The organism is Pseudonocardia ammonioxydans, from assembly GCF_900115005.1.
Lineage (GTDB): Bacteria > Actinomycetota > Actinomycetes > Mycobacteriales > Pseudonocardiaceae > Pseudonocardia > Pseudonocardia ammonioxydans.
Genome location: NZ_FOUY01000002.1, coordinates 79,709 through 102,871 on the forward strand (window position 1 = coordinate 79,709; position 23,163 = coordinate 102,871).

At 73.9% G+C, this 23,163-nt stretch carries 20 protein-coding genes; 6 read left to right on the forward strand and 14 right to left on the reverse strand.

Features of this window, described 5'->3' with window-relative positions; all coding sequences use genetic code 11:
• Positions 1-4: 4 nt before the first annotated feature.
• The 5 genes from BM093_RS02960 to BM093_RS02985 all read right to left on the reverse strand — a co-directional run bounded on the left by BM093_RS02960 (position 5) and on the right by BM093_RS02985 (position 4,172).
• Entirely contained in the window at positions 5-757 is a 753-nt protein-coding gene (locus BM093_RS02960; RefSeq protein WP_093336797.1) for an alpha/beta fold hydrolase, read from the reverse strand.
• A 779-nt stretch (positions 758-1,536) separates the two neighbouring features.
• Complete coding sequence (locus BM093_RS02970; RefSeq protein WP_093336801.1) at positions 1,537-2,019, reverse strand: SRPBCC family protein; 483 nt, start codon at positions 2,017-2,019, stop codon at positions 1,537-1,539.
• Positions 2,016-2,348, reverse strand: a complete 333-nt coding sequence (locus tag BM093_RS02975) for an ArsR/SmtB family transcription factor (protein ID WP_093336803.1) — start codon at positions 2,346-2,348, stop codon at positions 2,016-2,018. Before BM093_RS02975 ends, BM093_RS02970 begins: the two co-directional genes overlap by 4 nt.
• Before the next feature lie 276 nt (positions 2,349-2,624).
• Positions 2,625-3,164, reverse strand: coding sequence for a hypothetical protein (locus BM093_RS02980; protein ID WP_093336805.1), 540 nt, complete (start codon positions 3,162-3,164; stop codon positions 2,625-2,627).
• 117 nt (positions 3,165-3,281) lie between these two features.
• Positions 3,282-4,172: a LysR family transcriptional regulator gene (locus BM093_RS02985; RefSeq protein WP_093336807.1), complete on the reverse strand. Its 891-nt coding sequence runs from the start codon at positions 4,170-4,172 to the stop codon at positions 3,282-3,284.
• Between the two features lie 69 nt (positions 4,173-4,241).
• Between BM093_RS02985 and BM093_RS02990 the strand changes: the two genes are divergently transcribed.
• Positions 4,242-5,174: an EamA family transporter gene (locus BM093_RS02990; protein WP_245773266.1), complete on the forward strand. Its 933-nt coding sequence runs from the start codon at positions 4,242-4,244 to the stop codon at positions 5,172-5,174.
• A 167-nt stretch (positions 5,175-5,341) separates the two neighbouring features.
• On the opposite strand, the gene BM093_RS02995 is transcribed toward BM093_RS02990, so the two are convergent.
• The 4 genes from BM093_RS02995 to BM093_RS03010 form a co-directional block, all read right to left on the reverse strand.
• Positions 5,342-6,244: an endonuclease/exonuclease/phosphatase family protein gene (locus BM093_RS02995; protein WP_093336812.1), complete on the reverse strand. Its 903-nt coding sequence runs from the start codon at positions 6,242-6,244 to the stop codon at positions 5,342-5,344.
• Positions 6,241-6,867, reverse strand: a complete 627-nt coding sequence (locus BM093_RS03000; protein ID WP_093336814.1) for a hypothetical protein — start codon at positions 6,865-6,867, stop codon at positions 6,241-6,243. Before BM093_RS03000 ends, BM093_RS02995 begins: the two co-directional genes overlap by 4 nt.
• Before the next feature lie 141 nt (positions 6,868-7,008).
• Positions 7,009-8,835 carry a DEAD/DEAH box helicase gene (locus BM093_RS03005; protein ID WP_245773267.1) on the reverse strand — a complete coding sequence of 609 codons (1,827 nt, stop codon included), beginning with the start codon at positions 8,833-8,835 and terminating at the stop codon, positions 7,009-7,011.
• Positions 8,836-9,158: 323 nt separating this feature from the next.
• Complete coding sequence (locus BM093_RS03010) at positions 9,159-11,630, reverse strand: Tex family protein (protein ID WP_093336816.1); 2,472 nt, start codon at positions 11,628-11,630, stop codon at positions 9,159-9,161.
• Positions 11,631-11,823: 193 nt separating this feature from the next.
• Here BM093_RS03010 and BM093_RS35725 point away from each other — a divergent pair, with 193 nt between their 5' ends.
• Positions 11,824-12,441: a hypothetical protein gene (locus tag BM093_RS35725; RefSeq protein WP_177238233.1), complete on the forward strand. Its 618-nt coding sequence runs from the start codon at positions 11,824-11,826 to the stop codon at positions 12,439-12,441.
• A gap of 6 nt (positions 12,442-12,447) precedes the next feature.
• On the opposite strand, the gene BM093_RS03020 is transcribed toward BM093_RS35725, so the two are convergent.
• A complete protein-coding gene (locus tag BM093_RS03020; RefSeq protein ID WP_093337452.1) occupies positions 12,448-12,990 on the reverse strand; it encodes a DUF4334 domain-containing protein in 543 nt (180 codons plus the stop codon).
• A gap of 70 nt (positions 12,991-13,060) precedes the next feature.
• On the reverse strand, positions 13,061-15,544 hold the full coding sequence (locus tag BM093_RS03025; RefSeq protein ID WP_093336820.1) for an FAD-dependent oxidoreductase: 2,484 nt from the start codon (positions 15,542-15,544) through the stop codon (positions 13,061-13,063).
• A gap of 363 nt (positions 15,545-15,907) precedes the next feature.
• On the opposite strand from BM093_RS03025, the gene BM093_RS03030 reads away from it, so the two are divergent.
• Entirely contained in the window at positions 15,908-17,317 is a 1,410-nt protein-coding gene (locus BM093_RS03030) for a serine/threonine-protein kinase (RefSeq protein ID WP_093336822.1), read from the forward strand.
• Between the two features lie 21 nt (positions 17,318-17,338).
• Here BM093_RS03030 and BM093_RS03035 read toward each other — a convergent pair whose 3' ends face one another.
• Positions 17,339-18,583: an MFS transporter gene (locus BM093_RS03035; RefSeq protein ID WP_218162638.1), complete on the reverse strand. Its 1,245-nt coding sequence runs from the start codon at positions 18,581-18,583 to the stop codon at positions 17,339-17,341.
• A gap of 197 nt (positions 18,584-18,780) precedes the next feature.
• Between BM093_RS03035 and BM093_RS03040 the strand changes: the two genes are divergently transcribed.
• The 3 genes from BM093_RS03040 to BM093_RS03050 are packed head-to-tail and all read left to right on the forward strand — an operon-like array spanning position 18,781 to position 21,458.
• Positions 18,781-19,647 carry an alpha/beta fold hydrolase gene (locus tag BM093_RS03040; RefSeq protein ID WP_093336826.1) on the forward strand — a complete coding sequence of 289 codons (867 nt, stop codon included), beginning with the start codon at positions 18,781-18,783 and terminating at the stop codon, positions 19,645-19,647.
• Positions 19,644-20,390 (forward strand): enoyl-CoA hydratase/isomerase family protein, encoded by a 747-nt coding sequence (locus tag BM093_RS03045; RefSeq protein WP_093336828.1) that lies wholly within the window; start codon positions 19,644-19,646, stop codon positions 20,388-20,390. Before BM093_RS03040 ends, BM093_RS03045 begins: the two co-directional genes overlap by 4 nt.
• 42 nt (positions 20,391-20,432) lie before the next feature.
• Positions 20,433-21,458, forward strand: a complete 1,026-nt coding sequence (locus BM093_RS03050; protein WP_093336834.1) for a glycoside hydrolase family 183 protein — start codon at positions 20,433-20,435, stop codon at positions 21,456-21,458.
• 6 nt (positions 21,459-21,464) lie between these two features.
• Here BM093_RS03050 and BM093_RS03055 read toward each other — a convergent pair whose 3' ends face one another.
• Together BM093_RS03055 and BM093_RS03060 are read right to left on the reverse strand one after the other, a co-directional pair.
• Positions 21,465-21,869, reverse strand: a complete 405-nt coding sequence (locus BM093_RS03055; protein WP_093336837.1) for a hypothetical protein — start codon at positions 21,867-21,869, stop codon at positions 21,465-21,467.
• A gap of 27 nt (positions 21,870-21,896) precedes the next feature.
• The gene (locus tag BM093_RS03060) at positions 21,897-23,099 is read right to left on the reverse strand and encodes a DUF418 domain-containing protein (protein ID WP_093336840.1); all 1,203 of its coding nucleotides are present in this window, start codon (positions 23,097-23,099) and stop codon (positions 21,897-21,899) included.
• Between the last annotated feature and the right edge of the window lie 64 nt (positions 23,100-23,163).

Here is a 23,163-nt window from a genome sequence, read left to right on the forward strand (position 1 = left end):
CCTGTCAACCGGTCGCCCGGCCGCCGGTGCCGGTGCCGGTGAGGAACGGCCGCACGGCCGCCGCCAGCTCCTGCGGGTGCGTCAGCGGGGCCATGTGGGCGGCGCCGGGGACGGTGACGAGGCCGGGGCACGCGGCCCGTCCGGCCAGCCGTTCCAGGAAGGCCGGTGGGCAGATGTGGTCGTGCGCGCCGCGGACCAGCAGGACCGGGCACCGCAACCCCGCGAGGGTCGCGTCGAGGCGGTGGCGCCGGGCCGCGTCCATCGCCCGGGCGAAGCTGATCATCCCGCTGTAGGTGTAGTCACGCAGCAGGACCGGGACCTGCCGGGGCGTCTCGCCCGGCAGGTTGCGCAGCCAGCGTCGGACCAGCGCCGCCCACGGCCGCGCCGCCGGGTCGCCGGTCGGCCCCACGAGCACCAGGGCCGCCACCCGGTCGGGTGCGGCGCGGGCGGCCTCGGCGACGACCTGGCAGCCGGCGGAGTGCCCGAGCAGGACCGTGCGGCCGGCCCGCAGCTCGTCGAGCCGGTCGAGCAACCGCTGCGCCGTGTCCCGCGGCCCCAGCGCACTCCCCCACGCCGCGGGGACCCCGTACGCCGGCAGCGCCACGGCCGCCGCGGCCTGCGGCAGCTCCAGCCGGGCGAGCGTCGGTTCCCAGCCGCGCACCGACAGGCCCAGCCCCGGCACGGCGACGCAGCCGAGGGGCCCGCCGCCACCCGTGCGGACGAGGTCGGGCGGCCGCAGCCGTGCGGGCAGTCGCACCGTGACACCTCCCGTCCGCCGGTTCCCGCCGCTCCGGACGCATCACCCACGCACGGGCGGGGCGCCCGGAACCCATGACCGATCACCAGGCCACCACACCGGGCGCTCCGGCGCCCGGCCGCCCGGTCGCGCTGGTCACCGGGGCGAGCCGCGGGCCCGGGTCCCCGTGACACGCGCGGGAGTTGTACGACCGCCGTTCCGTCACCAGCAGCGGCCCCGGAGAGGCTGTCGAGGAGCTCGCTGGGCGCCCTGGGCGGTCCCGTGTCCATTGGCTCCCGCGACGTGCTGGGTGCGGCCGAGACCGCGAGATCCGCCGCCGCCCAGCTGCGCGCGCTCGTCGAGCGTCTCACCGCTGCCGGGCAGTGGCAGGCCGGGGACCCGTCGACGAGGCGGTCGCTCCGTTCGGTGGGACCACGGCGTCCGGTACGGGCGGGCACTTCGGTGCCTCGACCGGTTCTGACCGAATCGGGCCCCGGATCCCGCCGAGATGCAGACCAGGGTTCGCAAGGATTCGACAACTCGCGCTGAGCCGCATCTCGGTGGATATGACGGGCCGGTCAGTCCGGGAGTCCCGGCCGGTGTACTCCTTGTTCGCCAGGCTCGGGAGCCGCTTCCAGCCCCACCGACGCTCGGTAGTGGCCCAGCACGTGCGGGTCAGCTTCCCCGCCCAACCCGGCAGGGTCTTCGGCAACCACTTGCGCGGGTTCCAGCTGAAGGGACGTAACCAGTGACCGGGTGTCCGCGGCCGCTCGCGGGGATGCGCGGCTCCGGATTCCCGCTCAGCCGGCTTGGACGACCAGGGCGGCGTAGCGGTCGAGGTACAGCGGCCAGCCCGCGTCGTGGCCGACACCGTCGCTGACGGTCTGCCAGCCGGGTCCGTGCCGGTCGAGGTTGCGGTGCTCCAGCTCCACCCGGGTGCGCTCCGGGGCCTCGGCGACGAACCGGACCTCGACCTCGCTGGTGTTGGCCGGGTCGGGTTCGAGCTGCCAGGTCGGGCCGATGTCCCAGCTGAACAGCAGCCGCTGCGGCGGCTCGTAGGCCAGCACACGCGCCCACCGGCACAGGCTGCCATCGACGCCGCGGTCGTAGATGTGGCCACCGACCCGCGGTTCGAACACGGTCTCGGCGATCGGGGCCGCCAACAGGTTGTGCTCGGCCGGTTTGACGTCGCCGAATCGTTCGGTGAACACGGCGAACGCCTTCTCGATCGGGGCCTGCACCACGATCTGGCGGCGGACCACTGCTGCAGCTGCCTGTGTCATGACGGTTCCTCCGGTTGCTCGGTGCCTGGTTCGATGACGTCGCCGTAGTTGCTCAGGGCGCGGGTCCAGAAGGTGTCGAGCTGGTCGCGCAGCGCGGCCACGGCGGTGGGATCGAGGCGGTAGATCCGCCGGGTTCCGTGAGCGCGCTCGTCGACCAGGCCGGCGTCCTTGAGCACCTTCAGTGCCTGGGACACCGCGGGGCGGCTCACCGGCAGTTCGGCGGCGAGCTCACCGACCGCGCGCGGCCGCTCGGCCAAGCAGGCGACGATGGCCCGTCGAGTCGGGTCCCCGAGCGCAGCCCAACCGTCACCCGCTTGGTAAGCATCCACGAACGGTAAGAGTCCGCTTACATTGAGGGCGAGTCAAGGCCGAAAGGACGGTGCGACCACCGGAGCACCACCCGCAGGCCGTGCAGGCCGCGTCTCGATCGCCATCGAGGCCTCCGAGACCGCCCTGGTTCGCGGCGACCGCTGCTTCCGCGCGCAGGCGGCCCGGCCCCTGCACCGACACGGCGCCGCCCTCCAGCGCGGAGAGCGGCGCCGTCGGACAGCGCCCTCACGACCAGGCACCTCTCACGGCCGACCCGGCGCGGACGGACCAGCCTGTCACGCAGCAGCGCAGGGGCGAGTGAGCACGAGACGGTCGGCCCGGTCCTCGTGCTGCCCGTCGCGGTGCACGTGCATGCGGTCGACCCGGCGAAGATCGCCCGATGGTGAACGCAGCCACTGCCGCCCAGCAGAGTCGGTGATGTGCAGGGCGGGGGTCTCACCGAACGGCGGAACGGTCATGACGTCGCTCCCGCCAGGCCACAGGATCCGCCCGACACGGACCGGATTCGCCAGCCGCAGCGACACCCGTGGGCACCCCCAGGCCCGTCGCCACGAACGCGTCGCCTGAACATCGATGGCCCCGGCGAGCGCCGTGACGCGGACCGGTTCGTCGCCGTGATTGGTCACGTACAGCAGCGCCTCGTCACGACCGGCCTCGACCGGAGCAACCTGGAGGGCGACGCATCCCACTCGAGCCCGCTGGCGGTCGACCGACCGTCGCCGGTATGCCAGGGCGACGGCCAGCGCGCCCGTGGCGCCAGTGACCCCGACAACCCGAGCACGCTCGGTAGCGATCTTGAGCAAGGTCGAACCCATTCGGCGGAGCGTAGAGGTTACCGTCCGGTATCGGTTCGGGTGTGATCGGGAACTCGGTGAACATTCAGCTACCTGGCCCCGTGGCCCCACATGAAGGTGCAGTCAACTGCTCGACTGTCATGGAGCAGTCCGCCGCCGGCCTCTGATCGGGCGGCTGCGATACAGGGCGGTCATGTCGTCGACGAGTTCGGCGAGGCCGCTGGGTGGCCGGTCCCGCCACCACGCGAGGTGCACGACGATCGACGGACTGTCACGCAGCGGCCGGAACACCACGCCCGGGCGGGTGTGGTGTTCCGGGGTCGCTTCGGAGGTGATCCCGACTCCGTGACCGGCCGCGATCGCGTCGAACCACTCCTCGATGTCACCGATCTCCTTGAAGTTCACGGGGGCGGCGTTGTCGCTCCACAGCTCGCCGGTGGTCGTCCCGGTTCGTGGATCGATGATCACGGTCCGCTCGGCGATCTCGGCCAACCCGATCTGGCGGCGTCGTGACCACCGGGGGTCGTCGGAGGCATAGGCGACCATCCGTGTCTCGAGTCCGACGACGATCGAGTCCAGACCGGGACGGTCGGGCGATGAGCGCAGGATCGCCGCGTCACAGCGCCCCTCGACCAGTCCGGCGGTCGCCGAGTTGTGCCGGACCAGCTGAAGCTCCAGGTCCGGGTGACGCGTCGACCATTGGCGCATCAGGGTCGCGGTATGGCGACCGGCAGCGGCCCAGGCGTAACCGACCCGCAGCCGCCGATGCCGTCCTCGCGACAGGGCGTCCAAGTGCTCGACCTCGGCAAGGACCCGGCGTGCCTGCTGGGCGACCTCGGCCCCGAGCGGAGTGGGATGGCATCCGTGTGCCGTGCGGCGCAGAAGGGGCGCGCCCACCCGCCGTTCGACGCCGGCGATGGCCCGGGACATGGCCGCTTGGGACACACCGGCCTCGGCGGCTCCCTCGGTGAACGATCCGGCGTCGAGAACCGCCAGGAGGTAGCGGATCTCGCGCAGCGTCCAGTCCATACGCACAGGTTATACACCGCACCTGAGTTGCATTTGATGCATGGGACAGCGGCTCCTAGCGTCCGGACCGTGACATCGCAGGAGGCGCAAGCGACGCCGCAGCTGTCGGCCGTCACCGCTTCGGCACGCCGGCGTGCCGCCGGGGTGGCCACGATCCTGGGGAGCTCGGCCAGCAACCAGACGGGAGCGGCTATCGGCGCACTCGCTTTCCCTGCCATCGGACCGGTGGGTGTCGTCGCTGTTCGACAGCTGGTCACCGCTGCGGTGCTCGTGCCGGTGGTGCGCCCGCGCCTGCGATCGATGAGCGGGGCGCAGCTGCGTCCGGTTCTCGGCCTGGCCGTGGCGTTCGGTGTGATGAATCTGTGCCTCTACACCGCGATCGAGCGGATCGGGCTCGGGCTGGCAGTCACGCTGGAGTTCCTGGGTCCGCTCGCGGTGGCGATCGGGGCGTCGCGACGGGCGGTCGATGCGCTGGGTGCCCTGCTCGCCGCCATCGGTGTGGTGGTGCTCGTCGACCCCGGGCCGTCCAGCGACGTCGCCGGAATCGCGGCAGCGCTCACAGCGGCGCTGGCATGGGCCGCCTACATCCTGCTCAACCGCGACCTCGGTCGACGTCTGCCCGGTCTGCAGGGCACCGCGGCCGCGAGCCTCGCCGCCGCCACGGTGTGGCTACCGATCGCGGTGTGGTGGTTCGTGAGCAATCCGCCGACGCCGATGGCGGTGTTGTTGGCGACGGTCTGTGCGGTGATGGCTTCAGTGGTGCCCTTCGTCGCGGATCTGAGTGCGCTGCGCCGTGTCCCGGCAGGCCTGTTCGGCACCTTGACGAGCGTGAACCCGATATGGGCGGCACTGGCCGGATGGCTGGTCCTGCAGCAGGCCCTCACCGCCGCGCAGTGGATGGGCATCACGATGATCGTGGCCGGCAACGCCGCCGTCACCACCGCATCGTTCCTGCGGGCCGGACCGTCACGCACGCGTTCGGCACGTCCGGCAGGGAGCTGATCCGCAGCTGGACGGCGACGCTGCACAGCGCGTAGGCCTGCTGCCGGGCGCAGCACCCCTACCCGCGTGGGCTGGTTCGCCCGGCTGACCCGCCCCGACCGCCGGCCGCCCGTCGCAGGCACGAGCTCGACGACCCGGCCTGAGCGCGTCGCTCACCCGGGCCGTGCTCACCCGAGCGGCACGAACCCGTCACCGAACTCGCCCGGGGGCCGGTCGGGCACGGCGAGGTCGGCCACGACCCCGAGGTGATCGCTCACCGGCGGCCCGTCCGGCGCCGGTCCGCCGGTGACGCCGCGCTCGCATGCCGCCACGCGCAACGTCGGGCCGTGGGCGGTGCCGCGCACCAGGACGTAGTCGATCCGGCGCGGCCGGACCAGCGGCATGTCACCGGCCGCGACCAGCGGGTTCGCCGGATCGAAGGTGGGACCCGGCTCGCCGGGGTGCGCGCTCTCCCAGGCGTCGTGGTAGCTCACGCTCACGCCCTCGAGCGACTGGCGGCCGGTGAGGAACCGGATGCTCGCCGCGTCCGGTGTCGCGTCGAGGTCGCCGAGCAGCACGGCGTGCGCGGGCCGGTCGCGCACCAGCCGTTCCACCAGCTGCGCGGTCGTGACCGCCGCCAGCTCGCGCTCCCGCTCCAGGCCGAGCTGCCAGCACGGCTTGTGGTGGGCGACGAGCAGCGGACCGAGGCCGGGGACCTCCAGTTCGGCGACGACCACGCCGCCCCAGGTGAACGCCCGGGCGCGGCGGGTCGTGTCGAACTCGCGCGCGTGCACCCGCGACGGCGGCCGGCGGCTCCCGAGCACTGCAGCGGTCCCGTCGGCGGCCACGGCCGGGTGCGGGGCGCAGTGGAAGTCCGGGCCCAGCAGGTACCCGGCCTCGTCGAGGTCCCCGGCCTCGTCGACCTCCCCCTCGATGTGGACCTCCTGCAGCGCGACGATGTCGGGCTCCAGCCGCCGCAGCTCGTCGCGGATCGCCGCCAGCCGGCGCGGACCGTCGGCGAACCGCGACGACAGGACGTTCACCGTGACGACCCGCAGCCGGGTCGCGGCCGAGGCCGGCGAGGAGGTCACCGGTGGCGGTACGGGTCAGGGGCCGGCGCGCCGGTCCCGGCACCGTGCCCGTGGACGGGCGTGGTCGCCCGGTGACCGTGCGGTCCCGGCCCGTCCTCCGGGTAGACGGCGTGCTCGGGGGCCCCGGCGTTCCCGGAGGCACCGGCGTGCTCGGGCTGCTCGGTGTGCCCGGGATGCCCGGTGTCCTCGACGGGCGGGCGTGGGGCGGGCACCGCCGGCGGGCCCTCCCCGCCGGCTGGACGGTCCCCGGCGAGCGCGGCCAGCGCGACGTCGGCGGTCGGGTAGGTCCGGAACCGGGACAGCGTCCGGCGGCACCCCAGCGGCAACAGGTGCACCCGCCCGCCGCAGCCGCTCACCGACAGGCCCACAGCGTGTCCGGCCGCGAGCTCGACGGCCCGGCCGAGACGCTCCAGTCCCCCGGGCTCGAAGCAGGACACCGACCCGATGTCGACCACCAGCTCACGCACCGCCCGCCGCCGCGCGGCGGCGAGTTCGAGCTGCGCGCTCACCAGCCGCAGCACACCGTCCGCGCCGGCCCGGTCGAGCCGCCCGGCGACCCGGACCAGCCGGATCCCCTCGTCGGGTACCTCGACGGTGATCTGTACCGGCTCGTTGCTGTCCATGCTGCCCACCCATGGCTGCCCACCCACGTCCGTGTGCAGCCCGGTACCCGGCGCGCTCCACCGGCAAACCGTCCGCCGGAGCGACGACGACGGCCCCGGCGTGCTGCTGCACGCCGGGGCCGTCGTCGGGGATGTGGAGGGTCAGCCCGCGGCGGCGCCGTCCCGGTCCCGGCGGACGTTCGCCTTGCGGCCCTTCAGCGTGGTCGCACCGCGCAGCGAACGCAGCACGTCCTCGGCCGCGTGCTCGGGCACCTCGACCAGGGCGTGCCGCTCGTGGATCTGGATGGCGCCGATGTCGCGCCCGGACAGCCGCGACTCGTTGGCCAGCGCACCCACGATGTCCTGCGGGCGGATACCCGAGGAGCGGCCCGCGGAGACGAACAGCCGGGTGGTGCCGGCCTTCGGCGGCCGGGCGCCCTGGCCACGGCTGCCGCGCGGCCCACCGTCGCGGTCACGGCGCGGGCCCCGCTCGCCCGGCCCGCGGTCCCGCCCGCCGCGCGAGCGGACCTCGGGGATCTCGACCTCGTCGTCCGGGACGGACGTGCCGGCCCGGGCCATCCGGATCGCCGCGGCGGCGACCGAGGCGAGGTCGTGGTCGCGGGCGAGCTCGAGCACCAGCTCGTCGACGCCGTCCGAGGGCTGCGCGTCGGCGTCGGAGCCGGCCTGCTCACGCAGTGCCAGCGCGGTGCGGGCGAGCCGCACGCTGCGCAGGTCGTTCGGGGTCGGCACCGGCGCGCTCGGCACCGGGGCACCGATCAGACGCTCGATGTTGCGCAGGTGGCGCACCGACCCCGGGGTGACCAGGGTGATCGCCACGCCCTCGCGCCCGGCACGGCCGACCCGGCCGATCCGGTGCACGTAGGACTCCGGCGACGACGGCACGTCGTGGTTGACGACGTGGGTCAGCGTGTCGATGTCCAGGCCGCGGGCGGCCACGTCGGTGGCGACCAGCAGGTCGGTGCGCCCGGCACGCAGCCGCTCGACGACGCGCGTGCGGTGCTCCTGGTCCATCCCGCCGTGCAGCGCCTCGGCGCGCAGGCCGCGCGCGGTCAGGGTCTCGGTGACCGCGTCGACGTCGGCACGGGTCCGGCAGAACACGATCGCCGCGGTCGGCTGCTCCATCTCGAGCACCCGGCCCAGCGCGACGGTGACGTGGCTGCGCGGCACGTGGTACGCGGTCTGGCGGACCTTGGGGGCCTCGCCCTCCGGCGTCGCCTCCCGCTTGATCCGGATGTCGGCCGGGTCGGTCAGGTGGGTGCGCGCCAGGCTCTGGATGCGCCCCGGCATGGTCGCCGAGAACAGCACGGTCTGCCGGCTCGGCGGGGTGGACCCGAGGATCGTCTCGATGTCCTCGACGAAGCCCATGTCGAGCATCTCGTCGGCCTCGTCCAGGACTGCGACCTCGATCGCGTCCAGCGACAGCGCACCGCGGTTGATCAGGTCGATCGCACGGCCCGGGGTGGCGACCACGACGTCGACGCCGCGGCGCAGCCGGCCCAGCTGCGGGCCGATCGGGGCACCGCCGTAGACGGTGGCGACCGACGCACCGAGCGCGGAGCCGTACTTGGTGATGGCCTCGCCGACCTGCATCGCGAGCTCACGGGTCGGGGCGAGCACCAGGCCGAACGGCTTCGGCCCGCGCTCGCGGGCGGCGGAACCGTCGGCGAGGCGCTGCAGCATCGGCAACGCGAAGGCGGCGGTCTTGCCGGTACCGGTGGCGGCCTGCCCGAGCAGGTCGCGGCCGTTGATCAGCGGGCCGATCGCGGCGGCCTGGATCGGGCTCGGGGTCTCGTAGCCGAGCTCGGCCAGCGCGGTCAGCAGCTGCGGGGCCAGGCCCAGGTCCGCGAAGGTCGGGCCGGCGGGTGTCTCGGGGGCCTCGGCCGTTTCAGGAGCCTCGGGGGGCGGGGTCTGCTCCACCGTGGTCTCGTCGGTGGTCAGCTCAGGGTGCTCGTCAAGCAGGGTGTTCACTCGGTCCTCAGGTCGCGCAGTGGGGTGCGCCTCGTCGTCGGGCGGCTCTCGCCCGCTCCCAGCCCGCCAGGCCCGCGTGCGGCGACTCGTCTGTGGCGCCGGTGAACCCAGACCTCCGGGGCTCGCGGCCGCGCATCCTCGCCGGCGGCCGTCGGATGTCCATTCTTCCACGTCCGAACCGGACCCGTCCGCCGGGGCCGGGGTGATCGCGGCCACCGATGCCGCTGGTCATGCGGTCCGGGGTGCCGAGCCGGTGATCACCACCCGGGTACGACGACGGCGGCGGCCCCGTTTCCGGAGCCGCCGCCGTCGTGCGAGGGGTCTCAGCCCTTGCCGAAGCCGGCGCGGCGCAGCGCCTCGGCCATGGCGTCGTTGGCCGGCGCGGGCCTGCCGCGCTCCTCCCGGCGCCCGCCGCCCTTGGCGCCGCCGCCCTTGGGCCCGCCACGACCACCGCCGCCACGGCCACGGTCGCCGCCCTGGGGGCGACCGCCACCGCCCTGGGGACGCCCACCGCCGCGCCCACCGCGCTCGGCGCCGTCGCCCTGGCCGCCCTGGCCGCGGCCGCCGCCGCGCCGCGAGTCCGCGCCCGGCTCGTCGTCGAGTCGCAGCGTCAGCGAGATCCGTTTGCGGGCCTCGTCGACGTCGAGCACCTTCACCTTCACGACGTCACCGGACTTGGCGACCTCACGCGGGTCGGACACGAAGTCCTTGCTCATCGCGGAGACGTGGACCAGGCCGTCCTGGTGCACACCGACGTCGACGAACGCACCGAACGCCGCCACGTTGGTCACCACGCCCTCGAGCAGCATCCCGGGCCGCAGGTCGGCGATCTTGTGCACGCCCTCGGCGAAGGTGGCGGTGCGGAACGCCGGGCGCGGGTCGCGGCCCGGCTTCTCCAGCTCGGTGAGGATGTCGCTGACCGTCGGGAGCCCGACGGTCTCGTCGACGTAGTCCTTCGCCTTGATCTGGTGCAGCCGCGCGGCGTTGCCCATCAGCGCGGCGACGTCGAGCTTCGTGCGCTCGACCATCCGGCGCACGACCGGGTAGGACTCCGGGTGCACACCGGTGACGTCGAGCGGCTCCTCGCCGCCCCGGATCCGCAGGAACCCCGCACACTGCTCGAACGCCTTCGGGCCCAGCCGCGGCACCCCGGTCAGCGCGGACCGGGAGCCGAACGGGCCGTTCTCGTCGCGGTGGGCCACGATCGCGCCGGCGAGGGACTCCGAGATCCCCGAGACCCGGCGCAGCAACGGCGCGGAGGCCGAGTTCAGGTCCACGCCGACCGCGTTCACACAGTCCTCGACCACCGAGTCCAGCGACCGCGACAGCGCCGACTCGGGCAGGTCGTGCTGGTACTGCCCGACGCCGATCGACTTCGGGTCGATCTTCACCAGCTCGGCGAGCGGGTCCTGCAGCCGGCGGGCGATCGAGACGGCACCGCGCAACGAGACGTCCATGTCGGGCAGTTCCGACGAGGCGTACGCCGACGCCGAGTACACCGACGCGCCGGCCTCGGAGACCATCACCTTGGTCAGCTTCAGCCCCGGGTTCTGCTTGATCAGCTCGCCGGCGAGCGCGTCGGTCTCGCGGGAGGCGGTGCCGTTACCGATCGCGACCAGCTCAACGGAGTGCTTCGTGCACAGCGCGGCGAGCGTCTTCAGCGCGCCCGCGTGATCGTTGCGCGGCTCGTGCGGGTAGATCACCGCGGTGTCGACGACCTTGCCGGTGGCGTCGACGACGGCGACCTTGACCCCGGTCCGCAGGCCCGGGTCGAGCCCGATCGTGGCGCGGGTCCCGGCCGGCGCGGCCAGCAGCAGGTCGCGCAGGTTCGCCGCGAAGACGCCGATCGCGCCTTCCTCGGCCGCGGTCCGCAGCCGGACCCGGATGTCGATGCCCAGTGCGGTCTGCAGCCGGGTCCGCCAGGCCCAGCGCACGACGCCCAGCAGCCACGCGTCACCCGGACGGCCGCGGTCGGCGACGCCGTACTCGGCGGCGATGGCGCGCTCGTAGGCGTTCGGTTCCCCGGCGGTGCCGTCGGCGTCCCCGGCGTCGAGGGTGACGTCGAGCGCCTCCTCGGCCTCGCCGCGGAACGCCGCGAGGATCCGGTGCGAGGGCAGCGTCGTGAACGCCTCGGAGAACTCGAAGTAGTCGGCGAACTTCGCCGCGGCCTGGTCGTTCTCCTTGCCCTCGCGCACCCGGGTGACCAGCCGGCCGTCGGCCCACATGCGCTCGCGCAGGCCGCCGACCAGGTCGGCGTTCTCCCCGATCCGCTCGACCAGGATCGCGCGGGCGCCCTCCAGCGCGGCGGCGGCGTCGGCCACCTGCTCGCTCACGTACCCGGCGGCCTCGGCCTGCGGGTCCCGCTCCGGGTCGCCGAGCAGCGCGTCGGCCAGCGGCTCCAGCCCCTGCTCGCGGGCGATCATCGCCTTGGTGCGGCGCTTGGGCTTGTAGGGCAGGTAGATGTCCTCGAGCCGGGCCTTGGACTCCGCGGCCCAGATCCGCGCCTCGAGGGCCTCGTCGAGCTTGCCCTGGGAGCTGATGGACTCCAGGACCACCGCGCGCCGCTCCTCGAGCTCGCGCAGGTAGCGCAGCCGCTCCTCCAGGGTGCGCAACTGGGCGTCGTCGAGTCCGCCGGTGGCCTCCTTGCGGTAGCGGGCCACGAAGGGGACCGTCGAGCCCTCGTCCAGCAGGGCCACCGCGGCCCCGACCTGGTCCGGTCGGGCGCCGAGCTCGTCGGCGATCCGCTGGTTGATCGAGCGGTGCTGCTGGGTATCGGGGGTTGCCGTGCCTGTCACCGCACCATCGTCGCGAACCGGGTCCGGGTGGCGACCGCCGGGTGGGTGGTCCGCGGACCCGGGCCGGTGTCCCGGTCGGAGCAGCGGTCGATCAGCAATTCTGATGACGACGACGGTGCCGGGAGTAACGGCCGCGCGGGTGCCCTCCGACAGGCCGGACGACAGCAGTGTCGGACCGGTGGGTGGAGGCGTGATGGGCGGGGTGGGCCCCGGGGAGGACGGCGACGTCGAACGGCGCTGGCAGGCCATCCGGGCGGGGGTCGACCGCCGCTCGGTGCCGGCCGCACCGGCGCCCACGCCCCGCCGGGGGCGCACCCGGCGGGCGGCCGGGCTGGTCGCGGTCGTGGCCGCGTTCTCGGTCGTCTCGTTCCTCGCCGGCTGGATGACCGGTCTCAGCGGGCACGGAGCGCTCCCGCCGGCGACCACGGCGGTCGGCGCGCCGCAGCCGGTGGCGGCGCCCGCCGTGACGGTCACGCCGCCCACCGGCGCCGCCCCGACACCGGCCGCACCCACACCGGCCGCGCCGGCGCCGGAGACCTACACCTACGTCGTGGACAGCAACCACCCGGTGCGGGTGTCCTACATCGACTCCGCGGGCGAGAAGGTGCACCGGGACTCGCTCGAGGCACCGTGGACCCTCAAGGTGGACACCACCGAGTGGGGTGCCGACACCCGGCCGTCGCTCATGGTGATGGGTGCCGACCACGGGGACACGTTCGTCTCCTGCACCGTCACCGACGGGAACGGGCAGGTCGTCGCGGGCGACCGCAAGGAGACCTCGGACCCGGTGGTCATCTGCTCCCGCCGGTGAGGACACTCACTCGCGGCGCAGGAAGAACATGAACGGTTGCGCCAGACCGCGCATGTCCATGGCGCCCACGACGGTGTCGTCGTCGACCTTGCGGAACACGTCGTGGATCGGCAGGTCGTCGTAGCACATCGTGGCGCTGTCGACCCCGCGGTACCGGGTGGTCCGCAGCCGGGCCCGCGGTGCGCGGGTGGCGAGCGCCGGGCCGAGCGCCCGCGCGGCGCGGGCCAGGGCCGGATTGCGCAACGCGGCGGGGAAACGCAGCAGCGTCGGCAGCGGGACCAGGCCGGGGTGCAGGCTGAACGTGCCGCCGTCGGTGCGGTTCATGACCAGCGGGTGGACGTCGTCGGCGGAGTCGAATCGCTTGCCGTGCCAGCCGAACCGGCCGAGCAGCCCGTCCATCGGGTTGCCGGTCGGGATCTCACCACCGGTCCACCGCCCGAGCAGCTCCTCCACGGTCACCGGGGGCAGCCCGTCGAACAGCGCCAGCGCCTCCTCGATCGTGGCGCCGTGCTCGAGGTAGCGGAGGGTGTCGGCCGGGGCCGTGGTCATGCGCGAACTCCCGTCGTCGGGCCGGTTCAGTGGCGACGGCAGGGTACCCGCGGCCCGGACGGCCCGGCGCTCACGCCGCCCCCGCGTCACCGCTCTCGACCGGTGCCCCGGCCGCGACGGCGGGCGGCGCGGCCGGTCCGTGCACCCGGGCCGGTGTGCGCATGCGGGTACCGGCCGGGTCGTGCAGCGCCCCCTCGACGACCCGCGCGGTCAGGCGGCGACCACCGACCTCGACGGCGACCCGGGTCCCCGCCACGGCCCGCTCGACGGGCAGCCGGGCCCGGGCGATCTCGACACCACAGGTGTAGCCGATACCGGCGTCGGTGATCCGGCCGATCGGCTCCGGCGGGCCCGGTTCGAGCTCGGCGAGCGGCACCGGCTCCCGGGTGAACCGGCGGGCCGCCGGGAGGTCGCGGACGGGCTCTCCTCCGCCGAGGACGGCACCGGTGTGGTCGAGCACGAGCGTCGCGAGCACCGCTGCGGGCAGCTCCGCCTCGCGTGCCGCGTGCACGGCGGCGCGGCCGACGAACGGGCCCTTGTCCATGGCGACGAGGGCCGAGAGGCCGGCGGCGTCCGGCCCGTGCTCCGGCGAGAGGTCGGTCCCCACGATGCGACGGCCCTTCTCCCGGCACAGCGACTCGAACGCGTCCCGACCGGCGGCGACCAGGCCGTGCCGCGCGCCGGCGGCGTGGACGGTGTCCCACAGCCGTTCGGCGTCCGCGGCGGCGCAGACGAGCTCCCAGCCGTACTCCCCCACGGCGGACACCCGCAGCCCGGTGACCGGCACCGGGCCGACGGTGAACCCGGCCGCCCGGAACGGGCCCAGGTCGTGCATCCCGTCCGGGATCAGTCCGGTGAGGACCTCGGCGGTCAGCGGGCCCCAGACGCCCAGGCATGCGGTGTCGTCGCTGACGTCGGTGACCGCGACACCGTCGCGTGTGTACCGGCACAGGTGGGCGACACCCGCCGGGCCGGGCAGCACGACGAGGAAGCGCTGCGCGCCGAGCCGGCTGACGGTGAGGTCGGTCAGCACGCCACCGGCGGAGTCGAGCAGCAGCGCGTGGACGACCCGTCCGACCGGCCGGTCGACGTCGGCCGTGACCAGGCGCTGCAGGAACTCCACGGCCCGCGGGCCGGCGACCTCCACCCGGCGCAGCGGGGAGAGATCGAACATCCCGGCCGCACGGCGGGTCACCAGGGCCTCGGCCCCGGCGACCGGCGACCGGTCCGCCGCGGCGGGGCCCCGCCGCGGCAGGATCTCGCAGACCTCGGGCAGCGACGCGTTCGCCCCGAACCACAGCGGACGCCCGTCCGCCCGGCCGGCGGCGAACACGGCCCGGAGCTCGGCCTGCCGCGAGACAAGCGGCGCCGTCCGGATCGGACGATCGGGGCGTCCGGCCGTGACCGAGGCCCGGCCGGTCAGCACCCGCGAGGCGGGGTCGAACCGGTCCACCTGCAGGCCGGACAGGTCGACCGGTGTCCCGCCCGACGCGGGCCGGCCGGTCACGATCCATTCCGCGACCGCCTCGGCGGTCCCAGCCGCGTGCGCGTCCCGGACGGCCTCGGCCACCCAGAACCCGCCCAGGCCCGGATGCTCGCCGAGCAGCGGGAGACCGTCCGGTGTGGTCACGGTGGCGCTCTCGGCGTCGTCCGCGACCGTCGCACCGTCGAGCACCGGCAGGAGCTCCGCGGCGGCCGCCCAGGACGGGTCGGTCCCGGCCGGGTGCGCGCCGGAGCCGACGCCGAGCCGGTGGCCGTCCGCGTGGACGTACAGGCCGGCGGCGCGCTGCCGCAGGACCGGCAACGACGGGTCGCCGGCCCCGGACACCGACTCCAGGGCGTGGATCATCGCCAGCGCGCGGAGCGGGGCGCTCCACCGGTACCGGCGCGTCGTCGGGGACAGCGCGAGATCCACCCCGGCGAGCTCGCCGATCGCCGGGCCCCGCAGGCCCGCGCAGCCGACCACCAGGTCGGCCGGGAACCACTCCCCCGTCCCGGCGCACCGCACGCCGGTCACCCGCCCGTTCCGCTGCTCGATTGCGACCACCGGCCGGTGGTCGAGGAACGTGGCGCCCCGCTCGATCGCCGCCCGGGCCTGCAGCCCGGCCACGGTCACGGCCGCGGCGGTGCCGTCACCCGGCACGTGCAGCCCGCCCAGGATCCGCTCCCGGTCCAGCAGCGGGTGCACCGCGGCGCACTCCCCCGGGTCGAGCACCCGGCTCCCGATCCCGGCCTCCGCCGCCCGGCCGTGCCGCCGGTGCAGGTCATCGAGCCGGGCCGGGGTCGTGGCGACCTCGAGGCTCCCGACCCGGCGCAGGCACCGGACACCGGCCGCGGCCAGACGTGTGTGGACCCGCACGGTCGCTGTCGCGAGGCGGGTCGTGGCGGGGTCGTGCGAGACCTGCAGGACGGGCTCCGGCGCCGGCGCGGCGGCGAACAGCGCCCCCTCCGCCAGCACCGTGACGTGGGTGTGGCCACGACGGGTCAGTTCGTCGGCGAGCGCGCAACCGACACCGCCGGCTCCGATGATGACGATGCGGGGGGAGGTCGCCATGGTGGTCTCCTGCGTGTGAATCCGAGTATCCGCGAGCCGATGTCCGGATCCGGTGTTGCGCACCACCCGGTTCCCCGCCGGGCGGGGGACCTACACACGGATTGAGCCGGCGGCCACCATCGATCCGACCGCGTGTGTTGCTGTATGCGCAACGTCCAGGTACTGACCGCAACACGGTCCCGCTCGCGGTGACCCCGTGTCAACACCGCGGCGCAACGGACCGATCAAGCTCGTGGCGCGCCCCGGAAAGCGACGCCGCCGACCGATCCGGGCTTTTGCGACGGGTGGTGCGAAACCGGTAACGATCAGCCGGGATCCGGCGATGACCGGAGGGGCGACGGACGCCCGGAACGTGAGGGCACGATGACGGCCGACGGATGGCTCGGGGACTACCGACTGGACGGCCTGCTGGGCCGGGGCGGCATGGGCGAGGTCCATCAAGCCGTCGACACCCGCCGGTCCCGGGCGGTCGCCCTGAAGGTGCTGCGCGACGACGTCGCCCGGGACCCCGGGTTCCGGGAGCGCTTCCGCCGAGAGGCCGGGGCGACGGCCGGGCTGCAGAGCCCGCACATCGTCCCGATCCACGACTTCGGCGAGATCGACGGCCGGCTGTTCATCGACATGCGGCTCATCCACGGCACCGGCCTGGACACCGCGCTCGCACACGGCCCGCTCCCGGTGCACCGCGCCGTCGCGATCGTCGGCCAGGTCGCCGAGGGGCTGGCACACGCCCACGAGCACGGGATCCTGCACCGCGACGTCAAACCGTCCAATATCCTGCTGACCCCGGCGGACTTCGTCTACCTCGTCGACTTCGGCATCGCCCACCGCACCGACGGCAGCGACCCCGGCCTCACCGCGACCGGGATGACGATCGGCACCTGGGCCTACCTCGCCCCGGAACGGTTCGACGCCGGACCGGTCGACGAGCGGTCCGATGTGTACTCGCTGGCGTGCGTGCTCGCGGAGTGCCTGCTCGGCAGGCGCCCGTTCGACGGCACCGGTCCCGCATCGCTGATGAAGGCCCACCTCGTCGCCGAGCCGCCACGCCCCTCGCGGGAGCGCCCGGACGTCCCGGCCGCGCTGGACGACGTGATCGCCCGGGGCATGGCGAAGGACCCGGCCCAGCGGTTCGGGTCGGCCCGCGAACTCGCCGCGGCGGCCGTCGCCGCGATCTCCGGCCCGGCTCCGACCCGGGCCCGGCCGGCGGCGTCCGGGCTCCCGCCGACGACCGTCGACGCCGCGCCGGTGCGGCGGCGCCGCAGCCGGACCCCGGTACTGGCCGGAACCACGATCGCCGCGCTCGTGCTCGCCGTGGGGGCCGGGGTCGGGATCGGCCGGATGAGCACCGCCCCGGCACCGGCCGAGACTCCGGTCGCCGCAGGCACACCGTCCCCCACCGAGCCGGCGACTCCCTCCACCAGCCGGACGACCCCGGCGGTGCCGACCCCGGCGCCCGCACTCCCGGCAGCGGACTCCGCCGAGCCCTCCGGCTACACGTACACCGTCGACAGCAACTACCCGGTCCACTTGATCTACACCGACGCCCGTGGCGACCGGGTCACCGCGGGCGAGACACCGGCGCCGTGGTCGACCAGCTTCGACACCTCCGCCTGGGGAGACGACGCCCAGCCCTCCCTCTCCGCGTTCACGATGTCCTCGCGCGGCGACACCTACGTCGAGTGCACGATCACGGACGCCGACGGGCGCGTCGTCGCCAACCAGCGCAAGGAGACCGCGAACGCGGCCGTCCTGTGCATGAGCTTCGGCTGACAGGACCCGCCGGCCCCTCCGCTACCGCAGTACCGAGCCCTTCGTCTCGGGCAGCGTGAGGATCGCGGCGAACGCGATCGCGGCGCCGACGGCGACGTAGACGAAGAACAGGATCGCCAGGCCCGCCTGCTGCAGCGACGTCACGACCAGCGGCGCGGTGCCGCCGAACACGGCGACGGTCAAGTTGTACCAGGCACCGATGCCCAGCCCGCGGATCGACGTCGGGAGCAGCTCGCTCATGATCGCCGGCGCGATCGAGGTCATCATCGTGTAGAGGCCGAGACCGACCGTGAACACGACGAGCATGTTCCAGAACCCCGGTCCGATGAGGAACGACAGCGGCACGATCAGGATCGTGGTCGCCGCGGACCAGATCAGCAGCTGGGGCTTGCGCCCGTACCGGTCCGCGGCGGCACCCATCGGGTACTGCAGGAGCACGAAGATCAGCGTCGCGACCGAGAGCGCCAGGAAGACGTCGGTCGCGTCGGCGCCCCGCGACGTCGTCGCGTACGGGGTGAGCGCGGAGAAGAAGGTGTAGTAGCAGAGCGTCGACAGCAGGGTGAAGCCGACGAGCTGGGCCACGGCCTTCGGGTGCTCACGCAGCGTCAGCATGAGCGGGTTCTTGATCTTGGCCGCGGCCTCCTTGTTCTCCTCGAACTGCTCGGTCTCGGACATCTGCCTGCGCATCCACAGCCCGATCAGGCCCAGCACACCGCCGATGAGGAACGGGATCCGCCAGCCCCACGCCGCGAGCTGGTCCTCGGTCAGCGTCGCCGCCAGCACGAAGCCCAGGATCGAGGCGATCAGCACCGCCGTACCGGTCGAGATGTAGAAGAACGACGAGTAGCGCCCGCGCCGTGCCGGTGGGGCGATCTCGGCCAGGTAGGCCGACGCGTTCGACACCTCGCCGCCCAGTGACATCCCCTGCGCGACCCGGGCCAGCAACAACAGCACCGGCGCCAGCCAGCCGACCATCTCGAAGGTCGGCAGCAGGCCGATCACCACCGAGCCGCCCGCCATCATCAGGATGGTCACCAGCATCGCCGTGCGGCGGCCGCGCAGGTCGGCGAACCGGCCGAGCAGGAACCCGCCCAGCGGGCGGAAGAAGAACGCGAGCGCGTAGGTCGCCAGCGTCGAGATCAGCGCCAGCGCGGCGTTGTCCGGCGGGAAGATCTGGGTCGCGAAGTAGATGGAGAACGTCGCGTAGATCGTCCAGTCGTACCATTCGACGGCGTTCCCGATGGACGCAGCGACCAGCGTCCGCACCGGAAGACGATGACGCTCCGTAGCTCCTGTCGTCGGCGGATGAGCCACGATGCCCCCAGACGTGTTGCGAACGGTCGGCGAAGAGTAACCGGGATCATTCGGTCGCGGAAGGCAACGTTGCACCGGTGCCGGGTCGCCCCGCCGCCCGGGAACTGGTACGTCCGGGTCCGAGCCACCGACCGTGAGGAGTCCCCGCGATGCCGCTGTCCGATCCGATCGACGACTTCCGTCTGGCCTACGACCGGTACGGGCCGGCCGGTGCGCCACCGGTCGTGCTGCTGCACGGCTGGCCCGGGGACCGGACCGACATGGCCGCGGTCGCCGGGGAGCTCGCCGGGACCCACGACGTCGTCGTCCCCGACCTGCGCGGCTTCGGGGGTTCGGACAAGCACGACCGGGATCCGGCCCGCCACTACGACGCCGCCGCGCAGGCCCGCAGCGTCGCCGCACTGCTGTCCGGGCTGGGACTCTCCGGGGCGGTCGTGGCGGGGTACGACGTCGGCAGCCGGGTGGCCCAGCGGCTCGCCGCCGACCGGCCGGACCTGCTGCGCGGGCTGGTGATCACACCGCCGGTGCCGGGCGTCGGCCGCCGGGTCCTCGCCGAGGACCCGATGCGGGAGTTCTGGTACCAGGCCTTCCACCAGCTCGACCTCGCCGAGGAGCTGGTCGACGGCGACCCGCGGGCCGTCCGCGCCTACCTGCGGCACTTCTGGTCGCACTGGTCCGGGCCGGACTTCGCCGTCGGCGACGAGCGGCTCGACCACCTCGTCGGCGTCTACTCGCCACCGGGGGCGTTCCTCGCCTCGATCGGCTGGTACCGCGCCGGTGGCGGCGCGGTCGCCCGATCGCTGAGCGAGACCGCGCCCGACCCGCGGGACCGCACGGCCGTCCCGGCCCGGGTGCTGTGGCCGGAACACGACCCGCTGTTCCCGCGGGAGTGGTCGGACCGGGTGGGCGAGTTCCTCGCCGACGTCACGGTGACCAGGGTCGACGGCGTCGGACACTTCGTCCCCGTCGAGGCCCCGCAGGTGTTCGCCGCCGCGGTCGCGGAGGCGGCGCGATGAGCGGGCTGCCCCTCGTGCACGACGACGGCGGCGTCCGCACCATCACGCTGAACCGCCCGGAGCACGCCAACGCGCTGCGGCTGGAGGACGTCGATGCGCTCGCCGCGGCGGTCCGCGACGCAGGCACGCAGACCCGGGTGATCGTGGTGACCGGCGCCGGGGACCGCGCGTTCGGCGCCGGGATGCACCTCGACGTCTTCCGCGACGCCGCGCCGGAGGACGGCCGAGCGATCATCTCCCGGCTGGCGGACTGCCTGCGGACGGTGCGGACCGCGCCCGTCCCGACGATCGCCCGGCTGGGCGGGGTCTGCCTCGGGGCCGCGTTCGAGCTGGCACTGGCCTGCGACGTCCGCGTCGCGCACGCCGGCGTGCGGGTCGGGCTGCCCGAGGTGAAGCTCGGCATCCCCTCGGTCGTCGACGCCGCCCTGCTGCCGGACTTCCTCGGCCCGGCCATGGCCCACGAGCTCATCCTCACCGGCGACCTCTACTCCCTGGCCGAGCTCGGCGCCGGCCGGCTGGTCAACCGGCTCGTCGAGAGCCCGCAGGAACTCGACGGCGCGGTCGCCGAGCTGGCGGCGAAGCTCGCCGCCCCGACCCGCGAGGTGCTCGCCGCACAGAAGGGGCTGTTCGAGACCTGGCGCAACGACGGCCTGGCGGCGGGGGTCGAGGCCAGCGTCGACGTGTTCGCCGAGGTGTTCGCGCTGCCGGTCACTCGCGACGCCATCGACCGGTACCGGCGGTGACCACCCCGGCGGGTCCCCGGCAACACCCCTAGGGTCGCGCCCATGGCCGTCACCACGAAGATCGCCGACCTGACCGGTCCCGGCCACACCGACCGGTTCGGGATCGGCGGCACCGACCTGGGGATCCTCGCGACCGCGCCGGACGGACGGCTGGTCGCCGTCTTCGGGGACACGTTCGACCGCGCCGGGGTCGGCGGGCCGGGGTGGCGCTCCCCGGTCGTGCTGTTCGCCGACCCGGCGGGTTTCCGCTCCGGCCTGCGCTGGACCGGGTCCGGGGGCGACAGCGCCGACTACGCGTGCCGGCTCGTCACCAAGCCCGCGACGAACTGGTTCCGGCTGCACAAGCGGATCACCACGATCCTGCCCGCCGACGTGCTCACCGTCGGCGGCACGATGTACCTGTACGTGATGGGGAACAAGGGTCTGGGCAACGTGCTCTGGACCGAGATCCTCGCCTCCCGCGACAACGGCGTGACCTGGGAACGCACCGGCGCGACCTGGCGCGGGGACCACCACGACGGCCTGTTCCAGCAGCTGACCTGGAGCCTCGAGGACGACGGGTACGTCTACGCCTACACCACCGGCTTCCAGCGCCGCGACGGTCTGCTGCTGCACCGGGTCCCCGCCGACCGGATCACCGACCCGGCCGCGTGGGAGCCGTGGGGCTTCGCCGGCGAGCGCTGGGACTGGGGCAACCCGCCGACGCTGACGATCCCGGGCGCGTTCGGCGAGCTCAACCTGCGCCGGGTGCCCGGCCCGGACGGACGCATGCACCGCCTGCTGACCTTCTTCGACGCCGGCAACTACCGGATCGACACGATGCTGCTCGACGCGCCGAACGCCGACCTGCACCGCGCGCCGCGCACCACGCTGCTGCACGGCTGCGGCTGGGAGGACGAGGACCACGCCGCCGGCCGGGTCGCCCAGCTCTACGGCGGCTACGTCGTCCCCGGATCCACTCTGGACGAACTGCACCTGGTCGTCAGCCAGTGGAACACCGCGACCAACTGGCCGTACCGGTCGATGCAGTTCCGCACCGACGCCTCCGAGCTGCTGGGTGCGCGCTGAGCCGCGCTACTCCCCCGACGCCCCGGCGGTCGCCGGGGGCAGCAGGCTGAGGTACCAGCGGCCGTCGTCCTCGGTGATCGACAGCGTCACGCGCAGCGCCCCGGACCGGACCTCGGCCGTGTCCGGGCCGGTGGCGGCGACCGCGGGCGTCCCGGCGGCCCGCAGCCGGGTCGTGTAGTCCTCGGCGAAGTCCCGGTCCGGCGCGTCGAGCAGCAGCTCGTGCAGGCGCTCGCCGTCGCCGTCGCGCAGCGCCGCCGTGGCCCGCTCGGTGAGCGCGGCCCGGTCGCCGGCGCCGCGCTCCCCGCCCGTGGAGATCATGAGCACGGTCCCGCCGATCCAGACCGCGAGGAACGCGACGGCGAACCAGCTCACGGCCCGGCGGGTACGGCTGCTGCCACGGGGTGCGGTCATGACCCGGTCACTGTAGGTGCCGCTCGTTCACCTCGGGCGCGGGTCGACGCTGCGGCGCTCCGGGCGACGCCAGTTGGTGAACCACCGGAGCACGTACTCGGCCGGCCCGTAGCGGTGCCGGCGAAGCCACCAGGAACTCACCACGGCGAGGAGGACGAACACGCCGAGGGCTGTCAGCGCCAGCATCGGCGGGGAGACACGGCCCGCGAGTCCGAGGCCGACCCCGGTGAACAGCACGACCCCGACGACCGACTGCGCCAGGTAGTTGGTGAGTGCGAGGCGTCCGACCGGCGCGAGCGCATCCCGGATCCGACCGGTCCGGCGATCGTGCATGAGCCGGACCAGGGTGGCCACGTAGGCGGCGGCCAGGAACGGTGCCGTGATCACGCTCAGGGTCGTGGCCAGGGTGTCGGCGTCGGCGCCGAGCATCGCGTACCCCACTCCTCCGGCGAGCCCCACCGGGAAGCCGACGAGCTGGACCCGCCGCAGGAGCGACCTCCGCTCCCCCAGGACCTCGAAAAGACGCCGACGCGCGGCGACCATGCCCAGCAGGAACATCGCCAGTGCCGTCGGCCCCTGGAGCGAGACCGCCTGGAGGACGAGCAGCTCGAGTCCCCCGAGGTGGTGCTGCACGATGTCGACCGGGGTGCCGAGCAGGGCCTGCGTCTGCCCGGCCGCGCTCGCGAGTGCCTGCTCGTGCGAGGGCATGAACGCCGAGCGGTCGAGGAACACGGCACTCACGACGAGCGACGTCACCACAACGGCGTAGATCCCGACCGCGGTCCGGAGCGCCACGACGTCCCGGACGCGGTGCAGCGCCAGCAGGACCAGGCCGACGACGGCGTACGTCGTCAGGACGTCCCCGCCGTAGAGGACGACGATGTGCACGGCCCCGATCACGAACAGACCCACGATCCTTCGGAGCATGCGCGGTGCGAACGCGCGCCCGGCGCGCCGCGCGGCGTCCATCTGGAGCACGAAGCTGTAGCCGAACAGGAAGGAGAACAGCAGGTAGAACTTCATCGAGAACAGCGCGGCGACGGCGAACCGGGCGGCGTCGTCGAGCGGCGAGGAGAACGACGGGTCGTCGACCAGGTTGCCCGGGTAGGCCGAGGCCATGAACGTGATGTTGACGATGAAGATCCCCATGAGGGCGAATCCGCGCAGGGCGTCGACGTCGTGCACGCGCTGTCGCGACGTGCTGGTCGAGGTACCGGGATGAACGGTCATGGTTTAACTCTATGAGATAAACTATCTCAAGTATAGTTTGTTGTTGCGATAACCTGTGGCGGCC

Coding starts and splice junctions, on each gene's coding strand:
- BM093_RS03025 (WP_093336820.1), bottom strand. CDS start 15,544: ATGGCGACCTCCCCCCGCATCGTCATCATCGGAGCCGGCGGTGTCGGT.
- BM093_RS03020 (WP_093337452.1), bottom strand. CDS start 12,990: ATGACCACGGCCCCGGCCGACACCCTCCGCTACCTCGAGCACGGCGCC.
- BM093_RS03000 (WP_093336814.1), bottom strand. CDS start 6,867: ATGGACAGCAACGAGCCGGTACAGATCACCGTCGAGGTACCCGACGAG.
- BM093_RS03040 (WP_093336826.1), top strand. CDS start 18,781: ATGCCGCTGTCCGATCCGATCGACGACTTCCGTCTGGCCTACGACCGG.
- BM093_RS02970 (WP_093336801.1), bottom strand. CDS start 2,019: ATGACACAGGCAGCTGCAGCAGTGGTCCGCCGCCAGATCGTGGTGCAG.
- BM093_RS02985 (WP_093336807.1), bottom strand. CDS start 4,172: ATGGACTGGACGCTGCGCGAGATCCGCTACCTCCTGGCGGTTCTCGAC.
- BM093_RS03050 (WP_093336834.1), top strand. CDS start 20,433: ATGGCCGTCACCACGAAGATCGCCGACCTGACCGGTCCCGGCCACACC.
- BM093_RS03045 (WP_093336828.1), top strand. CDS start 19,644: ATGAGCGGGCTGCCCCTCGTGCACGACGACGGCGGCGTCCGCACCATC.
- BM093_RS03060 (WP_093336840.1), bottom strand. CDS start 23,099: ATGACCGTTCATCCCGGTACCTCGACCAGCACGTCGCGACAGCGCGTG.
- BM093_RS02980 (WP_093336805.1), bottom strand. CDS start 3,164: ATGGGTTCGACCTTGCTCAAGATCGCTACCGAGCGTGCTCGGGTTGTC.
- BM093_RS03055 (WP_093336837.1), bottom strand. CDS start 21,869: ATGACCGCACCCCGTGGCAGCAGCCGTACCCGCCGGGCCGTGAGCTGG.
- BM093_RS35725 (WP_177238233.1), top strand. CDS start 11,824: ATGGGCGGGGTGGGCCCCGGGGAGGACGGCGACGTCGAACGGCGCTGG.
- BM093_RS03030 (WP_093336822.1), top strand. CDS start 15,908: ATGACGGCCGACGGATGGCTCGGGGACTACCGACTGGACGGCCTGCTG.